14 protein-coding genes are annotated in these 12,602 nt (G+C 69.6%); 5 read left to right on the top strand and 9 right to left on the bottom strand.

All coding sequences use genetic code 11. The annotated features are described in order from the left end of the window. Positions 1-125: 125 nt before the first annotated feature. From ACSQ2G_RS15625 to lgt, 6 genes are all read right to left on the bottom strand, one after another. A complete protein-coding gene (locus ACSQ2G_RS15625) occupies positions 126-728 on the bottom strand; it encodes a 50S ribosomal protein L25/general stress protein Ctc (RefSeq protein ID WP_436032373.1) in 603 nt (200 codons plus the stop codon). 167 nt (positions 729-895) lie between these two features. Continuing rightward, positions 896-1,993: a hypothetical protein gene (locus ACSQ2G_RS15620; RefSeq protein WP_436032371.1), complete on the bottom strand. Its 1,098-nt coding sequence runs from the start codon at positions 1,991-1,993 to the stop codon at positions 896-898. A gap of 149 nt (positions 1,994-2,142) precedes the next feature. Further along, on the bottom strand, positions 2,143-3,081 hold the full coding sequence (locus ACSQ2G_RS15615) for a ribose-phosphate pyrophosphokinase (protein ID WP_436032369.1): 939 nt from the start codon (positions 3,079-3,081) through the stop codon (positions 2,143-2,145). 101 nt (positions 3,082-3,182) lie between these two features. Continuing rightward, positions 3,183-3,962: a peptidoglycan editing factor PgeF gene (pgeF, locus tag ACSQ2G_RS15610; RefSeq protein WP_436032367.1), complete on the bottom strand. Its 780-nt coding sequence runs from the start codon at positions 3,960-3,962 to the stop codon at positions 3,183-3,185. After that, the gene (locus ACSQ2G_RS15605) at positions 3,959-5,137 is read right to left on the bottom strand and encodes a class I SAM-dependent methyltransferase (protein ID WP_436032365.1); all 1,179 of its coding nucleotides are present in this window, start codon (positions 5,135-5,137) and stop codon (positions 3,959-3,961) included. Before ACSQ2G_RS15605 ends, pgeF begins: the two co-directional genes overlap by 4 nt. Further along, positions 5,124-6,032, bottom strand: a complete 909-nt coding sequence (gene lgt / locus ACSQ2G_RS15600) for a prolipoprotein diacylglyceryl transferase (protein WP_436032363.1) — start codon at positions 6,030-6,032, stop codon at positions 5,124-5,126. Before lgt ends, ACSQ2G_RS15605 begins: the two co-directional genes overlap by 14 nt. A gap of 218 nt (positions 6,033-6,250) precedes the next feature. On the opposite strand from lgt, the gene ACSQ2G_RS15595 reads away from it, so the two are divergent. The 4 genes from ACSQ2G_RS15595 (at position 6,251) to ACSQ2G_RS15580 (ending at position 8,829) form a co-directional block, all read left to right on the top strand. Then, complete coding sequence (locus ACSQ2G_RS15595; RefSeq protein WP_436032362.1) at positions 6,251-6,517, top strand: accessory factor UbiK family protein; 267 nt, start codon at positions 6,251-6,253, stop codon at positions 6,515-6,517. Positions 6,518-6,643: 126 nt separating this feature from the next. Next, the gene (locus ACSQ2G_RS15590) at positions 6,644-7,150 is read left to right on the top strand and encodes a YbjN domain-containing protein (RefSeq protein WP_436032360.1); all 507 of its coding nucleotides are present in this window, start codon (positions 6,644-6,646) and stop codon (positions 7,148-7,150) included. 142 nt (positions 7,151-7,292) lie between these two features. Continuing rightward, a complete protein-coding gene (proC, locus tag ACSQ2G_RS15585; protein ID WP_436032894.1) occupies positions 7,293-8,075 on the top strand; it encodes a pyrroline-5-carboxylate reductase in 783 nt (260 codons plus the stop codon). A gap of 211 nt (positions 8,076-8,286) precedes the next feature. Beyond that, positions 8,287-8,829, top strand: a complete 543-nt coding sequence (locus tag ACSQ2G_RS15580) for a TetR family transcriptional regulator (protein ID WP_436032358.1) — start codon at positions 8,287-8,289, stop codon at positions 8,827-8,829. Positions 8,830-9,059: 230 nt separating this feature from the next. On the opposite strand, the gene ACSQ2G_RS15575 is transcribed toward ACSQ2G_RS15580, so the two are convergent. Then, positions 9,060-10,400, bottom strand: a complete 1,341-nt coding sequence (locus ACSQ2G_RS15575; protein WP_436032356.1) for a hypothetical protein — start codon at positions 10,398-10,400, stop codon at positions 9,060-9,062. Positions 10,401-10,518: 118 nt separating this feature from the next. Between ACSQ2G_RS15575 and ACSQ2G_RS15570 the strand changes: the two genes are divergently transcribed. After that, the gene (locus tag ACSQ2G_RS15570) at positions 10,519-11,604 is read left to right on the top strand and encodes an MBL fold metallo-hydrolase (RefSeq protein ID WP_436032355.1); all 1,086 of its coding nucleotides are present in this window, start codon (positions 10,519-10,521) and stop codon (positions 11,602-11,604) included. Between the two features lie 37 nt (positions 11,605-11,641). Here the strand turns inward: ACSQ2G_RS15570 and ACSQ2G_RS15565 are convergent, their stop codons facing one another. Next, complete coding sequence (locus ACSQ2G_RS15565) at positions 11,642-12,175, bottom strand: SRPBCC family protein (protein ID WP_436032353.1); 534 nt, start codon at positions 12,173-12,175, stop codon at positions 11,642-11,644. Then, the gene (locus ACSQ2G_RS15560) at positions 12,172-12,540 is read right to left on the bottom strand and encodes an ArsR/SmtB family transcription factor (RefSeq protein WP_436032351.1); all 369 of its coding nucleotides are present in this window, start codon (positions 12,538-12,540) and stop codon (positions 12,172-12,174) included. Before ACSQ2G_RS15560 ends, ACSQ2G_RS15565 begins: the two co-directional genes overlap by 4 nt. Positions 12,541-12,602: the final 62 nt, after the last annotated feature.

Below are 12,602 nucleotides of genomic sequence, written 5' to 3'. Positions count from 1 at the left end.
GCCCGCGAAGCGGGCCTCGAAGGACGCAGGGCCTTGGTCGACAGCGGCGCCGCTAAACGAAAAACGGGCGGGCCGCGAAGCCCGCCCGTTCTGGATATCGGATCGGAGACCCGACCGAAAAGCCCTTAGGCTTCGGCGGTCGTCGTGTCGCCTTCGCCCGATTGCGAAGCGGCCGAGGCCTTCAGGTTGGCGATCACGAAGTCGCGGTCCTGGGCGGGGCGCACGCCTTCCGGCAGCTTCACTTCCGAGATGCGGATGGTGTCACCGATGTCGTGCGAGGCCAGGTCGATGACCAGCTCTTCGGGGATCTTGTCGGCCGGGCAGGCCAGCTCGACCACGTGGCGGATGACTTCCAGCGTGCCGCCCTTCTTCAGGCCGACCGAGATGTCGTGGTTCTTGAAGTGCACCGGCACTTCGATCTTGATCAGCTGGTGCTCGTCGACGCGGTACAGGTCGAAGTGCATCGGCTCGTCGGTGACGGGATGGAACTGCACGGCCTTGGCGATGACCGACTGCTTGTCGTCGCCGTGTTGCAGGGTCACCAGGTGGCCCAGCAGCTTGCCGGTGTAGAGCGCCTTGCGGAATTCGTTGCCCTTGACGGCGATGTTCACCGGGGCGTTGGGGCCGCCGTACAGCACGCCGGGGATCTTGCCCTGGCGGCGGGTTTCGCGCGAGCCGCCGGTGCCGGCGCGGTCGCGGATTTCGACGTTGAGAATGATCTCGGCCATGTCTTGTCTCTCTAGAGAGCCCCATGCTCTCGAAATGCGAAGCCGCCGCACAAGACTGGATTGCCTCGCCCGGTCGACGTTTTTGGGTCGCGCTCCATACACGCGGCGGCCGCCCGATGCAACGGGCGGCCGCCTGGAGTGCGTCGAAAGGGAAGGGGCGGAGCCGGTTAGCTCTTCTTCTTCGCCGACGCCTTCTTCTTGGCGACGGGCTTCTTCTTGGTCACCACCGGCTCCGGTTTGGGCGGGGGCGGCGGCTCGTAGGGCAGGGCGGCGCCCGAAGCCTTGAGCACGCACATGCCGGTGTCGATCATGATGTGCTGGCCCAGGCAGAACACGTCCTCATAGTGCGGCTTGGCGACGGCCAGGCACTGGTAGAGGTTCAGCTTGGCCATGTTCAGGCACATGGCGCTGGCCGGCTCGGCCATTACGGCCTCGATCAGGGGCAGCTTGTCGTCGCCGGCGTAGCCCAGGGCCGCCAGGGCGGCCACGGCCAGGCCGCGGATCACCAGCGGCTTGTAGGGCGGCGGGGCCGAACGGGGGCCGGAGACCGTAACGGTGGCGGCGGCGGGATCGGCGGGCGGCGCGGGCACCAGGGGCACGCCGCCCATCGAGGCCTGCTGCAGGGCCGCGACGTCGGCGCTGTCGGCCAGGCCGGGCGTCGCCGACATGGTCTTGGCGTAGGCCAGGCGGCCGTCGCGATCGAGGACCGGCAGGGTCGACCACTTCGCGCGCTGGACGTCGTAGGCGGCCTGCTTCACGGCCTTGCCGGCGGTGTAGAGCTGCAGGCCGCTGGCGCCGAGCGTGTCGATGATCCGGCCGGCGGCGGTGTCGCTGCCCTTGAAGCCGACGGCGTAGGCGGGATCGGCGACGAGCTGGTTGATGATCGACTGGCGCTGAGTGGGATCGGTGGCGAACGCGCGCACCGAGGCCACGTAGGTCGGGTCCTGCAGGGCCAGGACGGCGGCATAGGCGGTGGCGCCCGACAGGAACTGCTTGGGCTCGTAGCCGACGCCGACCTTCAGCGAGGCCTGGATCTGGTCGCCGTTCTCGAAGGTGGCGCCGATGGCGCCGGCCCGCTGCATGTAGCCGCGGAAGGCGCTGGCCTTCTCGACGATGCTGGAGGACAGGGTGATCGGCGGCGGGGCGGGCGGGGCGGCGACCAGGGGCGGCGGCGGCGGGGGCGGCGTCTCGCAGCTGGCCAGCAAGGTGGCGGCGACCACGGCGATGGCCGTCAGCGCGGCGCGCGTACGCGTGGTGGAAAGCATGCCGAGAACATCCCCAATGACATAAGGCGCCCGCCTTATCACTGGCGCGCGGGCGATATTGTGACAGTCAGTCCGTTAACCACGTCTTGACAAGCTCAACCGTCAAGGTTGCGTTTCCGCCCCCTGCGAGGCCGGTTCGTGGAGCGTCCTCAGTCGAACAGCTTGGAGACCGATTCCTCGTTGGCGATCCGGCGGATAGCCTCGCCGATCAGCGGCGCGCAGGACACGTAGCGGATCTTGGGACAGGCCTTGACCGTGTCGGAAGCCTCGATCGAGTCGGTGACCACCAGCTCGGTCAGCACAGAATTGGCCACCCGCTCGGCGGCCGCGCCCGACAGCACCCCGTGGGTGACATAGGCCGAGACCGACGTGGCCCCGTGCGCCATCAGGGCGGCGGCGGCGTTGCACAGGGTGCCGGCCGAATCGACGATGTCGTCGAACAGGATGCAGCGACGGTCCTTCACCTCGCCGATGATGTTCATCACCTCGCTCTCGCCGGGGGCCGAGCGGCGCTTGTCGACGATGGCCAGGTCGGCGTCGTTCAGGCGCTTGGCCAGGGCGCGGGCCCGCACCACCCCGCCGACGTCCGGCGAGACGACCATCAGGTCGTCGCCCATCTTGTAGCGCTTGTGGATGTCGTCGGCGAGCAGGCGCGAGGGCAGCAGGTTGTCGGTCGGGATGTCGAAGAAGCCCTGGATCTGGCCGGCGTGCAGATCCATCGTCAGCACGCGGTCGGCGCCCGAGCGGGTGATCAGGTTGGCCACCAGCTTGGCCGAGATCGGCGTGCGGCCGCCGGTTTTGCGGTCCTGGCGGGCGTAGCCGAAATAGGGCAGCACGGCCGTGATCCGCTTGCCCGACGCGCGCTTGAGGGCGTCGATGCAGATCAGCAGCTCCATCAGGTTGTCGTTGGCCGGATAGCTGGTCGACTGGATAACGAACACGTCCTCGCCCCGCACGTTCTCGTCGATCGTGACGAAGACCTCGAGGTCGGCGAACCGGCGCACCTGGGCGCGGGTCAGCGGCATGTCGAGATATTCCGCGATGGACTGGGCCAGGGTGCGGTTCGAATTGCCGGACAGCAGCTTCATGGTTTGGTCTCGGGAGGGGGTGTCGCCGTTGCGGGGGCTTCTAGCAGTCCCGGGCGCGGGAACAACCCCGAGTCTCGATTGATTCGGGTTATTCGACATGCTCACGCTTCGAGCGCGATCGCCGAGAGAAGCCGTCCGTAGTCGGACTCCCTGGCCAGGAAGGCCCTGCGGTTCGAAAAGAACAGCTCCGGCTCGGCGCGCGTGTCGCGACCGATCCACTCGCTCTGGCCCACGCCCGCCGTCGCCAGGCGGTCCAGGACGAAGGCCGGCAGGTCGAACAGGCGCTTGTCGTCGGCCGCGCCGGGCGAAAAGAATCGGCCGGATCCGGGGCTGTCGGCCTCGAAGCGGTGCAGGAACTCCAGGCCCACCTCGTAGGACTTGGGCCCGATGCAGGGGCCGACCGCGGCGACCATGCGGGACGGCTGGGCCCCCAGGGCCGTCATCTGGTCGACCGCGGCCTGGACGACGCCGTCCAGCGCCCCGCGCCAGCCGGCGTGGGCGGCGGCCACGACGCGGGCGACGGGATCGGCGATCAGCACCGGCGCGCAGTCGGCGTGCAGGGCGCCGCAGACCACGCCGGGGGTCTTGGTCACCACCGCGTCGCCTTGCGGCCGCACGTCGCCCCACGAGCCGTCGGCGACGATGGCGATGGTCGAGTGGATCTGGAAACAGGTGTTGAGGTCTTCGGGGGCGGCCCCGAACCAGGCGGCGGCCCGGGCGCGGTTCTCGGCGACGTCGGCGGGCTCGTCCTGGCTGCCGCGACCGACGTTGAGGCTGGCATAGAGCCCGGTCGACACCCCGCCCTGGCGCGTGAAGAAGGCGTGCCTGACCCCGGCGGCGGCGGCCAGCAGCGGCGACTGGACGATGGGCAGGTCGGTCATGGTCGGGAGCCCTCGAAAAGCGGGGGGGAAAGGCCGGGGGCGGACAGGCAGACCACCTTGAACAGTTCACCCATCTGCGCCGCGCCGGTCAGGCGATCAAGCTGCCTGGCCAGCTTGTCGGTCTGGTCGGCCTGATTGGCCGAGGATTGGGCCGAGGCCAGGGCCTGGGCGCGTTGCTCGATGCCCAGACCTTGGAGGAACGCGCCCTGGGACAGGATGGGTCCCGTCGCGGCGCCGGCCTCGGCGGCGGCGGCCAGCACGGCGGGAAAGTCGGCCCAGACGGTCAGGTCGGCCTGGCCGGGCTCGGCCAGCGGCGAGACCTTCCGGTGCGCCTTCAGCGCCTGCAGCGTGTCGCCCGGTCCCGGAAGGTCTCGGCCATAGTCGATCAGCAGCGCCGCGCCGCCGTCGCGGGCGACGCGGTGGCCGATCTCCGAGCCGAGGGCGGCCTGGGCGGGGGAAGATTCCACGACGGTTCCGGGTTCCAAATCCTCCCCCTGTGGGGGAGGTGTCGCCGAAGGCGACGGTGGGGGGCGTTGGCCGAGGTGGGTCTGCTCCCCCCACCGGCCCTTTCGGGCCGCCTCCCCCACAGGGGGAGGACCTAAGGGTTTCAGCCCGAACGCCAGGTTTCCCGCCTCGTCCAGCCCCACCATCCGCTCAGCCCAGCCGTCCTCCGTCCGCACGAACTGACGGGCGGGCAGGCAGTCCAGCACCTCGTTGGCCACCAGGATCAGCGGCGCGCCGGCCGGCACGGCCTCCAGGCGGTCGGCCCAGCGCGGCGTCACGGGCGCGTTCGCCAGCTTGGCGGCCTGAGCCTCGCGCAGCGGCGGCGACACCTCGACCAGCCACAGGTCGGCGGCCGCCAGGAACGCGGGCAGCAGGCGCGCGGCGCGCAGGATATCGGAGATCAGCGTCCCGTCGCCCGGGCCGATCTCGACCAGCCGCACCGGCGCGGGCCGGCCCATAAGGGTCCAGGTTTCCAGGATCCACAGGCCGATCAGCTCGCCGAACATCTGGCTGACGCCCGGCGCGGTGAGGAAATCGCCGCCTTCACCCAGCGCCGGTCTCGTCGCGTAATAGCCGTCGCGCGGGTCGTGCAGGCAGCGGGTGAAGTACTCGGCGACGCTGATCGGGCCGTCCTGGGCGATCTGGGCCCGCAGGCGGTCAAGCAGGCTCATGATCGTCCGCGACGGCGGCCGGAACCGGCTCGCGCAGGGCCCGCCACAGCAGCGCCGCGCCGACCAGCAGCATCGGGATCGACAGGATCATCCCCATGGTCAGGCCGAACGGGAAGGCGGGCATGCCGTGGTCGGGGTTGCGGACGTTCTCCAGCAAGGCCCGGAACAGGCCGTAGCAGATCAGGAAGGTCGCCACGAGCGCGCCCCGGCGCTGCAGCCACTTCAGGCGATAGACCGCGAAGTTCAGGATCAGGAACAGCAGCACGCCTTCCAGCGCGGCCTCGTACAGCTGGCTGGGATGGCGCGGCAGCTCGCCGGCCGGGCAGGCGCCGCGGTTGGCGGCGCGGATGGTGTCGTTGCAGAACACCATGCCGAACGGGTGGTCGGTGACCCGACCCCAGAGCTCGCCATTGATGAAGTTGGCGCAGCGGCCGAAGAACAGGCCGATGGGCACGACCGGCGCGACCAGGTCGCCCAGTCGGAGAATGTCGATCTTCTGCTGGCGGGCGAACAGGGCGACCGCCGCGCACACGCCCAGGAAACCGCCGTGGAAGGACATGCCGCCCTCCCAGATCTTGAACACCGCCAGCGGGTTCTCGGCCAGGCTGGCCCGCTGGTCGGCGTTCACCAGCATATAGAACAGGATGTAGCCGATGCGCCCGCCCAGGATGATGCCCAGGGTGATCCACAGCACCAGGTCGTCGATCTGCACCGAGGTGGCTGTGGGCTTCTGCCCGCCCCACAGCCTGGCGTCGCGGACCAGCCGGATCGCGTACTGCCAGCCCAGCAGGATGCCGGCGACATAGGCCAGGGCGTACCAGCGCAGGGCCAGCGGCCCCCATTGCAGGGCCCAGGGGCCGATATGGATGATGGGATCGATGTCGGGGAAGATCACGCCGCGAGCGCTCCGGACGGACAAGTGGTCGCAGGCGTAGAGCGCGATAGCCGAAAGTGGAAGCCGGTTTCGGCGGCCATCGCGCTCTAATCGTTAGAAAACAGCCCTTTCGCGGAGCGAAAGGGTTGGACCGCGTTCCCACTTCGCTTTCATCCTTCCTTTCCCATATAAGACCCGCGACGAACCGCGCCGCGCCCCGCCGGGCTTTGGGAATTTCGATGCACAGCCAAAACCCCTTCCTCGACGAATTCGCCAAGCTGACCCAGGCGGCCATGGGCATCGCCCAGACGGCCGGCGAGGAAGCCAAGACCGCGATGCGGGCCCAGGCCGACCGTCTGGCCGCCGAGTTCGACCTGATCCGGCGCGACGATTTCGAAGCCTTGAAGGCCGAGGTGGCGGCGCTTCGCGAGGAAGTCGCGGCGCTGAAGGCCAAGAAAACCCCGGCCAGGAAGGCCAATCCTGGTAGCGACAACGCGACCGAATAGGCGAGTTTCGTTCCCGTTCGACGTGAAGGCGGTTGTGACGCCGCCCGCGAAGCAGATTAGAGTCCTCGCAGTGGGTGATTTGGTCGGGTCCCACGACCCGTCTCTCCCCGGGGGTCAAAGGGTCTAATGGACACCCAACCGGAAGAAGACGACGTCCTGCTGGCGATGGATCCGCTGGAGGTGGTGGAGCACGTGCTGGCGGCGGAGAACCTGACGTTCGACCGCACCGAGGACGGCGACCTGGCCTTCGCCCTGACCGGCGATTGGAAGGACTACGAGCTGTGGTTCGCCTGGCGGCCCGAGGCCGACTGCCTGCAGCTGTGCCTGTCGCTGGACCTGCGCGCCGCCAAGACCAAGCGCCCCAGCGCCTACGAACTGCTGTCGATGATCAACCAGCGCGTCTGGCTGGGCCATTTCGAGGTCTGGACCGAGGACGGCGAGGTGGTGTTCCGCCACGCTCTGGCCCTGCCGGCCGGCGAGCGCCCGACCATGGCCCAGGCCGCCTCGATGATCGACGCCGCCGTCGAGGCCGCCGATCGCTTCTACCCCGCCTTCGACTTCCTGCTGCACGGCGCCAAGACCCCGGACGAGGCCATGGCCGCCTGCATGTTCGAAACCGTCGGCCAGGCTTAGGACTGGGGACATGCCCTTGCGGCGTGTCCCCAACCGACGCACCGATCTGGACTGGGGACACGCCGCGAGGGCATGTCCCCGGCTCGCTCCCTGGAGCCTGACCTGCTAGGCAGGCCGCTCCAGTTTAGCGGAGCTGACCATGATGACCCCCATCCTTCTTCTCGGCGCCGGGCGCATGGGCGGGGCCCTGGTCGCGGGCTGGGCCAAGGCCGGGGCGTTCGCCGCCGGCGACCTGATCATCCGCGACCCCAACGCCGACCCCGCCGCCTTCCCGGGCGCGAGCGTCAATCCGCCGCTGGAAGCGCTGGCCGCCGCCAAGACCGTGCTGCTGGCCGTCAAACCGCAGATCTGGCGCGAGGCCGTGGCCGACGTCGTCCCGCACCTGGCGTCCGACGCGGTGATCGTCTCGATCGCCGCCGGGGTGCGCGCCGCCGATATCGCCGCCGCGTTCGGCGGTCGCGCGGTGGCCCGGGTGATGCCGACCACCGCCGTCGCCATCGGCCTGGGCACGGCCTCCATCCATGCCGACACCGACCAGGCCAGGGCGCGGGCCCACGCCCTGCTCGACCCGGTCGCCACCACGGTGGACCTCGACGACGAGGAGCAGATGCACGCCGCCACCGCCGTGTCCGGCTCGGCCCCGGCCTATCTCTACGCCTTCATCGAGGCGCTGGAGGCGGCGGGCGCCGGCCAGGGCCTGGATCCGGCCGCCTCGGCCCAACTGGCGCGGGCCACCATCGTCGGGGCCGCGGCCCTGCTGGGCCAGGGCGGCGAGGACCCCGCCGAGCTGCGGCGGCAGGTCACCTCGCCCGGCGGCACCACGGCGGCGGCCCTGGCCGTGCTGATGGGCGAGGGCGGCTTCGGGGACCTGCTGCCGCGCGCGCTGGAGGCGGCGGTGAAGCGGTCGGTGGAACTGGGGGGGTAGAAAGAACCCTCTCCCAGCGGGAGAGGGAGGGGCCCAAGCGAAGCTTGGGAGGGTGAGGGATTACACCTTCGCCGTTTTGCCCGAACGCCCTGCCGGCACGCCGTCTGGCGGTTTACCCCCTCACCCTCCCACCGCTTCGCGGCGGGCCCCTCCCTCTCCCCTTGGGAGAGGGTTCTTGTCAGGACCTTGCGAAGAAGCCATCTCAACAATCATGACCGTCGCCGAAGACATCCTCGACCGCGCTGCCGCCGCCGCGCTCGCCCTGGCGGCCGACCGGCCGTGGACGCAGATCAGCCTGCGCGACATCGCCCTGAAGGCCGAGATCCCGTTCGCCGAGCTCTACGCCCGCGCCGACGGCAAGGGCGCGGTGCTGGACCACCTGGCCGCCCGCTTCGACCGCGCCGCCCTGGCGACGGCCTCGGCCGACGACGCCACGCCGCACGACCGCCTGTTCGACGCGGCCATGGCCCGGACCGAGGCGATGGAGCCGCACCGCGCCGCCCTGATCGCCATCAGCCGGTCCGAGAGCGTGGTGGTCTCGGCCCTGCGCTTTCCCAGGACCGCCCGGGCCATCCTGGAAGCCGCCGGCCTCGACGCCACACCGGCCCGGCTGGCCGCGATGTCGGCGGTCTGGGGCCGCACCCTGCAGGTCTGGCGCGATGACGAAGGCGCCCTGAACCGCACGATGGCCGAGCTGGACAAGCGCCTGAAGCAGATGGCCACGGGCCTGGAGAAGGTCGGGGCTGGCTTTTAGAGGCTTTCGGCCAGGGCGTTCGAACCTCCACCGTTGTCATCCCGGAAGCCTCGCAGAGGCTGTCCGGGACCCAGGGACTGGGCTGACGCGTTGCGGTTCACCTGGGTCCCGGACAAGCGCTCCGCGCTTTCCGGGATGACAACGGATTTGAGGCCCTTGGCTTCAACAGCAACAAAAAAGCCCGCCGGGATCGCTCCCGGCGGGCTTGCTGTTTCAGGCTTGAGAGCCGATCAGCTCTTGGTCTGGTTGGTCGGCAGCTTGCAGCCGCCGCCCACGCCCTTGGCCTGCAGGCACGAGAGCAGTTCGGCCGGCTTCGGCGTGGTCTGGTTCAGCGGATAGGCCATCACCCAGCCCGGCAGGCCGTCCGAACAGGCGACCTCGACGAAGCCCTGGGTCGCGGTCTGGCCGATGATGCGCGAACCGGAGACGGTGCAGCTGCCCTTGCCCAGGCCCTTCAGGTCGGCCGTCAGGCGGGGGAAGGCGGCGTCCGGCTTGGTGAAGCTGCAGCGGTAGCCGTTCATTTCCGAGGTCACGCAATCGTAGACGGTGTTGCTGGTCCCGGTGAAGATGCCGATCCCGCCGTCCGGACGGTTGGAGCACTTCATCTCGACGATCTCCTTGCGGGGATCGTTGCTGGGCAGCATGCCGTATTTCTCGACCTTGCAGTCGAAGCCGGCCTTGGCCGCCAGCTTGCTGTAGAGGCCGGCCTGCTCGGTCTGGGCGGCCACGGCGTCGCTCAGGGTGCAGCCGCCGCCGACGAAGCCGGCCTGGGCGCAGTCGATGGCCTTGACCAGCGCGCCGCCGGCCGCGGCCTGCTGCAGCACGTAGCCCTTGCCGTCCTGGCAGGCGACTTCGAAATAGTTGTCGGTCTTGGTGCTGAGAATGTAGCGCTTGTCCTTGATCGCGCAGTTCTTGCCCGAGGCGGCGTTCAGCTGGTCGACCACGGCCAGCTGGGTGGCCTTGTCGGTCAGCTTGCAGCTGACATTGCCGCCTTCCTCGTAGAGCAGGCAGCTGTTGACCGTGACGTCCTGGTCGACATTGATCGGGGCCGAGGTCTGGACGATGTAGCCGGCGCCGCCCTTACAGGCGACTTCGAAATAGGCGTTCTTGGCGCCGGCCCCGATGGCGCGGGCGTTCTGGATGTCGCAGGGCGTGTTGGCCTTGGCCAGGTACGGCGCCAGGCCGGTCTTGGGGTCGGCGTTGGCGGGCAGCACGCAGGCCAGGGCGCTGGGCTTGCCGTCGGCGCCCGGCTGGGCGGTCTCCAGGCAGCTGTAGGCCTGGGGCGCGGCGTCCTTCTTGGCCAGCAGCGCGAAACCCAGGCCCTGCTGGCAGGCGACTTCGTAATAGTCGGTGCTGGTCTTCTTGTCGTTGCCGATCAGGCGGGCGTCGGTGACCGTGCACGAGATCCCGGCGGCCTTAGCGACATCGGGCGCGCCCTTCATCCCCGCTTCACGGGCCTTGGCGTCGACGGCGGCCGGCTTGTCCTTGTCCTTGGCCGCCGAGATCACGGTGGCGGGAACGAGCGCGGCGAGCGCGAGGGCGGCCGTCAAGCCGATCGCGATGGGCCTCATGGGGTACGTCTCCTGGGGTAAATTCCTCGCGGCGGACTTAAGGCCCGCTTGCATCGAGGGTCAAGATGTCGTCCGACGGGGGCGCAATCATGACGATGGTCGCGACCGGAGGACGTAGATGCGCGACGGGATCGAGGAAGACGCGCCCCAACCGGCCGAAAGGACGCACAGGCCGCGGCTGGTCTATCCGTTCGAGACGGCGCCGGAGACGGGGTCGGGCCAGGCCGTCGAGGTCGCGCCGGGGGTGCTGTGGCTGCGCCAGCCGCTGGGCGGCTCGCTGGGCTTCATCAATGTCTGGGCGATCGCCGACGGCGAGGGCTGGGCGGTGGTCGACACCGGCCTGCAGACCAAGGAGACCTCGCAGGCCTGGCGCGCGGCCTTCGCCGGAGCCCTGGGCGGGCGGCCCGTCACCCGGGTGATCGTCACCCATCTGCATCCGGATCATGTGGGCCTGGCCGGCTGGATCGCCCGCAAGTTCGACGTCCGCCTGTGGATGACCCGGCTGGAATATTTCCAGTGCCGGATGCTGGTGGCCGACACCGGCCGCGAGGCCCCCGAGGACGGGGTGCGGTTCTTCCGCGCCGCCGGCTGGGACGAGGAGGCGATCGAGAACTACAAGGCCCGGTTCGGCGGCTTCGGCAAGGCGATCTACCAGCTGCCCGACAGCTATCGCCGCATGACCGACGGCGAGGTGTTCCGCATCGGCGACCACGACTGGCGGGTGGTGACGGGCCAGGGCCACTCGCCCGACCACGCCTGCCTGTGGTGCGAGGCGCTGGGCGTGCTGATCTCCGGCGACCAGGTGCTGCCCAGGATCTCGTCCAACGTCTCGGTGTTCCCGACCGAGCCGGACGCCGATCCGCTGAGCGACTGGCTGACCTCGCTGGCCAAGGTGAAGGCTGTCGTGCCTGACACTGTGCTGGTGCTGCCGGCCCACAACGATCCGTTCCGGGGGCTGCACGCCCGCATCGACGGCCTGATCTCGGGCCACGAGCGCGGGCTGGGGCGGTTGGCCGGAAAGCTGGCCGAGCCCAAGCGGGCGGTCGACGTGTTCGGGGCGCTGTTCGCCCGGCCGATCGGCCCGGACCTGCTGGGCATGGCCACGGGCGAGGCCCTGGCCCATCTCAACTGCCTGATCGGCCGCGGCCTGGCGACGCGCGAGGCGGACGCCGAGGGGGTGAGCTGGTATCGGGCGGCGGACTAGATCGGGGACAGGCGCAAGCGCCTGTCCCCGGCCGATCTCAAGCCGACAGCCGCTTTTCGTACTCGGCCTTGAGCTTGCTCCAGCCGTCCCAGAACGACGCCGTCTGCGGCTTGCCGCTGATCCTGGTGACCAGCACGTCGAGGTGGGCGTGCCAGCCGGCGCTGACGTTCAGCAGCTGGGCCTGGTCGGGCAGGCGGCGGTGGATGACCGTCAGCAGCACCTTGTCGCCGGCCGGCTCCAGCTCGAACGAGACCTCGCCCTGGTTCCAGGTGAAGGCCAGCCTGCGGTTGGGCTCCAGCGCCAGGATCCGGCTTTCCAGACGGTGCTCGGCGCCGAAGCCGTCCGGCCGCGTGCCGGGCGGGTCGCTCAGTTCGTCGTTGCGCCAGACCAGCTCGAACGGCGCGCCGGATTTCATCTCCATCTGGCCGGCCGCCAGCCACTGGCGGCGCAGATCGCTCTGGGTGAGATAGGCCCAGACGCGGTCGACGGGACCGGGCAGCAGGCGCTGGATCTTCAGGGTCAGGGGCTCGATCACTTCGCCATAGGCGGAAAGGGTCGCGAGGTCGCTCATTGGTCGTCTCCTTGTTTCGGGGGCGGGGTGTTGCGGGCGTCCTCCTCGCGAAGGAGCCGGTCGAGCACGTCCAGACGACTGGTCCAGAAGTGTTCGTAGAAGTTCAGCCACTCGTGAGCCGTGGCCAGCGGGCCCGGGTCGAGGCGGCACAGGTGCGTGCGGCCGCGGACCTCGCGCTGGATCAGGCCGGCGCTTTCCAGGGCCTTGATGTGCTTGGAGGCCGCGGCCAGCGAGATCGAGAACGGCTCGGCCAGCTGGCCCACCGTTCGCTCGCCGTTGGCCAGTTCGCGCAGCATCCGGCGGCGGGTGGCGTCGCCGAGGGCGTGGAAGACGCTGTCCAGCTGGGGGGTGAATAATTCAACCATGTGGTTGAATGTGCGATGCTGCCCGCCGAGAGTCAACCAATTGGTTGAATGATTTCTCCGAA

It is taken from the genome of Caulobacter sp. LjRoot300 (genome assembly GCF_964253875.1).
Lineage (GTDB): Bacteria > Pseudomonadota > Alphaproteobacteria > Caulobacterales > Caulobacteraceae > Caulobacter.
The sequence above is the reverse complement of the archived record's forward strand: the minus strand, read 5'-3'. Positions and strand labels throughout refer to the sequence as shown.

What these genes read in the sequence shown, in the direction of transcription:
- ACSQ2G_RS15625 (WP_436032373.1), bottom strand. Translation starts at nt 728, where the DNA reads ATGGCCGAGATCATTCTCAACGTCGAAATCCGCGACCGCGCCGGCACC.
- ACSQ2G_RS15595 (WP_436032362.1), top strand. Translation starts at nt 6,251, where the DNA reads ATGCACAGCCAAAACCCCTTCCTCGACGAATTCGCCAAGCTGACCCAG.
- ACSQ2G_RS15620 (WP_436032371.1), bottom strand. Translation starts at nt 1,993, where the DNA reads ATGCTTTCCACCACGCGTACGCGCGCCGCGCTGACGGCCATCGCCGTG.
- ACSQ2G_RS15560 (WP_436032351.1), bottom strand. Translation starts at nt 12,540, where the DNA reads ATGGTTGAATTATTCACCCCCCAGCTGGACAGCGTCTTCCACGCCCTC.
- proC (WP_436032894.1), top strand. Translation starts at nt 7,293, where the DNA reads ATGACCCCCATCCTTCTTCTCGGCGCCGGGCGCATGGGCGGGGCCCTG.
- ACSQ2G_RS15565 (WP_436032353.1), bottom strand. Translation starts at nt 12,175, where the DNA reads ATGAGCGACCTCGCGACCCTTTCCGCCTATGGCGAAGTGATCGAGCCC.
- ACSQ2G_RS15605 (WP_436032365.1), bottom strand. Translation starts at nt 5,137, where the DNA reads ATGAGCCTGCTTGACCGCCTGCGGGCCCAGATCGCCCAGGACGGCCCG.
- ACSQ2G_RS15590 (WP_436032360.1), top strand. Translation starts at nt 6,644, where the DNA reads ATGGACACCCAACCGGAAGAAGACGACGTCCTGCTGGCGATGGATCCG.
- ACSQ2G_RS15580 (WP_436032358.1), top strand. Translation starts at nt 8,287, where the DNA reads ATGACCGTCGCCGAAGACATCCTCGACCGCGCTGCCGCCGCCGCGCTC.
- ACSQ2G_RS15570 (WP_436032355.1), top strand. Translation starts at nt 10,519, where the DNA reads ATGCGCGACGGGATCGAGGAAGACGCGCCCCAACCGGCCGAAAGGACG.
- ACSQ2G_RS15575 (WP_436032356.1), bottom strand. Translation starts at nt 10,400, where the DNA reads ATGAGGCCCATCGCGATCGGCTTGACGGCCGCCCTCGCGCTCGCCGCG.
- pgeF (WP_436032367.1), bottom strand. Translation starts at nt 3,962, where the DNA reads ATGACCGACCTGCCCATCGTCCAGTCGCCGCTGCTGGCCGCCGCCGCC.
- ACSQ2G_RS15615 (WP_436032369.1), bottom strand. Translation starts at nt 3,081, where the DNA reads ATGAAGCTGCTGTCCGGCAATTCGAACCGCACCCTGGCCCAGTCCATC.